This window comes from Agriterribacter sp. (assembly GCF_035444585.1).
Classification (GTDB): Bacteria; Bacteroidota; Bacteroidia; order Chitinophagales; family Chitinophagaceae; genus Agriterribacter.
In genome coordinates this window covers 1-3,368 of sequence record NZ_DAOMOZ010000330.1, presented here as the reverse complement: position 1 = coordinate 3,368, position 3,368 = coordinate 1, and the positions used below count along the sequence as shown (strand labels likewise).

Here is a 3,368-nt window from a genome sequence, read left to right as displayed (position 1 = left end):
TGCCGGCGGCGCTTTTGCCAAACTGCTGTCGTCGTTTGATGTGGAAATACTGGCATACGATAAATATAAATTTGGGTTTGCCGGCGGCAGGGTTCACGAAGCCGGTCCGGGGCAAATAGCCCGTTACGCAGATGTGATCAGTTTGCACGTGCCCTTAACGGATGAGACTTTTCACATGGCCAACGATGCTTTCTTTGAATCGCTGCAACGGAAGCCTTATTTTTTAAATGCCTGCCGCGGCAAGGTGCACGATATCAATGCTGTTATTAATGCCCTGAAAACCAATAAGATTTCCGGTGCGGGGTTGGATGTGCTGGAAAATGAAAAGCTGGAAACATATACTGCAGAAGAAAAAGAGCAGCTCAGCTGGCTGCTGGCCCAACCCAATGTAATTGTTACGCCCCACATAGCCGGCTATAGCCATGAAGCCTTTTATAAAATGTCGAAAATAATACTCGAAAAGCTGGGCATTTAAGGATCAATATTTGCTCTCCCATCCTTGTTTGGCATGATTTTTTTACTATTTTTGCTTCATCATACAATTGCAACGCTTCAGACAACCGTTTGAAGCGTTGTTATTTTTTTATTTTTCACAATCAAAAAAGAAGTCAGCCATGAGTGAAGTAATGTACGTTACGCACGAAACACTGGAACAACTGAAAAACGAGCTGCAAAAGATGAGAAGTGTAGACAGGCCTGCTGCCTCAAGAGCTATTGCAGAAGCCCGTGAAAAAGGTGATTTGAAAGAAAACGCAGAATATGATGCAGCAAAAGAAGCGCAGGGCCTGCTGGAAGCGAGGATCGCCAGGTTGGAAGGTGAAATTGCCAACGCACGTATTATTGAGGTAGACAGCATTGACACGAGCAAAGTAAGCATACTCACCAGGGTAACTTTAACCAATCTTAAAACAAAGAAAACGGTAACCTACCAGGTGGTTTCCGAAAAGGAAGCCGACCTTAAAATGGGGAAAATTTCAGTTACTTCTCCTATAGGCCAGGGTATTTTGGGTAAGCAGGTAGGCGAAGTGGCTGAAGTAATTGCGCCTGCTGGTTTGTTGAAATTTAAAATAGAAGAGATCGCAGTTTAGCCGGGTATGTTTACAAAAAATATATAGCAAAAAAGCGGGCACCCCCGCTTTTTTGTTTTTAAAAAACCGGTGTATTTCGCCCAAAAAATCTTGCACAGAATGATAAAAATATATAATTTGTGCCACTCATAACCAAACTGCTGCTGAAAAAGATCGTAACCATATTCATGCTTGCCGTATACCTGTTCAATCTGGCAGGTTATTCTTTCGTTTTCCAGTTGATGATCAATCACAGCAACAGGCAAACTGTAGCCGCTATCAATACCGGCGGCTATTCCAATGCCGATCTGGTTCATATAAAAATCCCCCTGCTGCTGCCTTACAGCACCAACTGGAGCGATTATGAGCGGTATGACGGTGAAGTAGAATACGAAGGGCTTTATTACAAATACGTGAAGCGCAGAATATACAACGATACATTGCACCTGCTTTGTTTACCCGATTTTAAACGTACCCGTTTGCAAAGCGCAGAAGAAAATTATGCGCGGCAGGTAAATAATGTAAATGCTGCTTCGGGTGAAAAAACAACAACGCTGGGTAAAAAGAATGTGCCGGCATCTGAATATGACCAAACCCAAATGCTTTGCATCCGCTTTGCAATGTCCCCGGCTTTACCTTCCTTTCATGATTTTATCTCTCCTTCATTAACCGATACCGACAGCGACTGTCTGATCCAGCCCCCCGATGGCTTAGCCTGATTTTTTTAATGCTTTTGCAGTATCATTAGCACCCGGCGTGCGCACAATACCGCTCCATGGAAAAGCATGGGTGTGAGCTAATATTTATATTGTAAATCTAAATGTATTATGCCTTATATAACATTGGAATCTCATCTTCCTGGTATTACCGGACTGCTGGAATACCGGAAAGATTCGGCCCAACCTATCCGGGAACTTACGCAGTTCCTGCTTCGCGGCGCTTCATCTTTGTCGGAAGGTGAAAGAGAGCTCATTGCTTCTGTAGTAAGCTCCGGCAATGAATGCCGGTTTTGTACTACGGCGCATACTGCTGCCGCCAATTTGCTTCTGGGTGAAAATGAAACTTCAACGGGGGTACTCAGCGATATTGCCACGGCTCCTGTGAGCGATAAAATGAAAGCGCTGCTGGCCATTGCAGCTAAAGTAAGAGAAAGCGGTAAAGCGGTAACGGATGAAGCCATTGATACGGCAAAAGCTGCTGGTGCAACGGATATTGAGATCCATGATACCGTGCTTATTGCCGGCTTGTTTTGCCTGTACAACCGCTATGTTGACGGGCTGAATACTTTTACGCCCACTGATCCGGAATTTTATACCAGCCTCGCCGGCCGTATTGTACATCATGGTTATACCCGGCTTCCGGAAGGGTATGATCATCTAAAAAAAACCATTCCTTCTTAAACGTTACAACCAACTGCAATGAAAAATTTTCTAGTTATAGTTCTGTTATTCGTATCCACCGGTCTTTTTGCCCAGCAGGTAAAAATTACCGGCGTGGTAACCGCTTCCAATTCGGGTGAGCCTGTTGAAGGAGCCAGCATCAGTGTTAAAGATAAGATCAGTGGCTCAATTACCGACTCAAAAGGATCCTTCACACTTTCGCTCTCCAGGATCAAGCTGCCTTTTACCATTATCATTTCCGCAACCGGTTATGTTAATGAAACGGTTGAAATAACCGAAGACCGGCAAAACGTAAATGTAAAGCTCCGGCAAAGGGAAGGCTGGCTCAATGAAGTTGTTTTTGCTGCATCCCGCGTGCAGGAAAGTATTCTCCGTTCGCCCGTGAGCATTGAAAAAATGAACCAGAAAATGATCAGGGAAAACCCTTCCCTCTCTTTTTACGATGGTGTGCAGAATCTTAAATCGGTGGAGGCGGTAACCAGCAGCCTAACCTATAAGCAGGTCAATACCCGCGGCTTTAACAATACAGGGAGCCAGCGCTTTCTGCAGTTGATTGATGGTGTAGACAACCAGACACCGGGTTTGAATTTTTCAGTAGGTAACCAGTTCGGCGTTTCAGATCTCGATATTGAAAGTGTTGAGATCATTCCGGGCGCCGCCTCTGCCTTATACGGGCCTATTGCTTTTAACGGTGTGCTGATGATGCATACCAAAGACCCATTTCAATACCAGGGATTATCGTTGCAGGCCAAAACCGGCATCAATCATATAGGGGAGGATGACGTTAAGCCGCATGGACTGTATGATTTTGCTTTGCGCTATGCAAAAGCATTCAACAATCGTTTCGCATTTAAAATAAATGCTGCTTACCTGAGCGGGCTCGACTGGTATGCCAACAATT

At 44.7% G+C, this 3,368-nt stretch carries 5 protein-coding genes; all 5 read left to right on the top strand.

Annotated features, from left to right (window positions below; genetic code table 11):
* Positions 1–475: NAD(P)-dependent oxidoreductase (locus PLH26_RS21050; RefSeq protein WP_324587985.1), on the top strand; the 475-nt coding region annotated here is incomplete at its 5' end.
* Between the two features lie 139 nt (positions 476–614).
* Positions 615–1,088, top strand: coding sequence for a transcription elongation factor GreA (greA, locus tag PLH26_RS21045; protein ID WP_324587984.1), 474 nt, complete (start codon positions 615–617; stop codon positions 1,086–1,088).
* 119 nt (positions 1,089–1,207) lie between these two features.
* Complete coding sequence (locus PLH26_RS21040; protein WP_324587983.1) at positions 1,208–1,786, top strand: hypothetical protein; 579 nt, start codon at positions 1,208–1,210, stop codon at positions 1,784–1,786.
* A gap of 108 nt (positions 1,787–1,894) precedes the next feature.
* The gene (locus tag PLH26_RS21035; RefSeq protein ID WP_324587982.1) at positions 1,895–2,467 is read left to right on the top strand and encodes a carboxymuconolactone decarboxylase family protein; all 573 of its coding nucleotides are present in this window, start codon (positions 1,895–1,897) and stop codon (positions 2,465–2,467) included.
* 18 nt (positions 2,468–2,485) lie between these two features.
* A partial coding sequence (locus PLH26_RS21030; protein ID WP_324587981.1) for a carboxypeptidase-like regulatory domain-containing protein occupies positions 2,486–3,368 on the top strand: 883 nt, incomplete at its 3' end.